Origin of the sequence: Alkalicoccobacillus porphyridii (assembly GCF_007293315.1) — a bacterium.
Lineage (GTDB): Bacteria > Bacillota > Bacilli > Bacillales > Bacillaceae_D > Alkalicoccobacillus > Alkalicoccobacillus porphyridii.
Genome location: NZ_VLXZ01000186.1, coordinates 1 through 277 on the forward strand (window position 1 = coordinate 1; position 277 = coordinate 277).

Annotated in this window: 1 protein-coding gene; it reads left to right on the forward strand. The window is 47.3% G+C overall.

Annotation, left to right across the window (positions count from 1 at the left end):
• Positions 1-277: hypothetical protein (locus FN960_RS23965; RefSeq protein WP_221936851.1), on the forward strand; the 277-nt coding region annotated here is incomplete at both ends.

The following is a 277-nucleotide window of genomic DNA, read 5'->3' on the forward strand; positions in this document are numbered from 1 at the left end:
TTTTGCGGCGATACCACCTGGTACTGGAAAGAAAATTTCCCGCATTCGTATGAAGCTATTTATGGCAATTATCAAAATAATGTTTTAGCCAATATTATTTTCGTCGACTTCCAGCAACAAGGTGAAAGAGGACTGACGAACGCGCCTGATGAAGACCCGGACGATTTAAGCACGGGATATTACGGTTCAGCGTACCGGTCACCGGAGAACTGGACGACGGCACTGCGAAGCAGTCATTTCAGCACTGCAGCCCGTCGGGGGATTATTTCTGACAGAT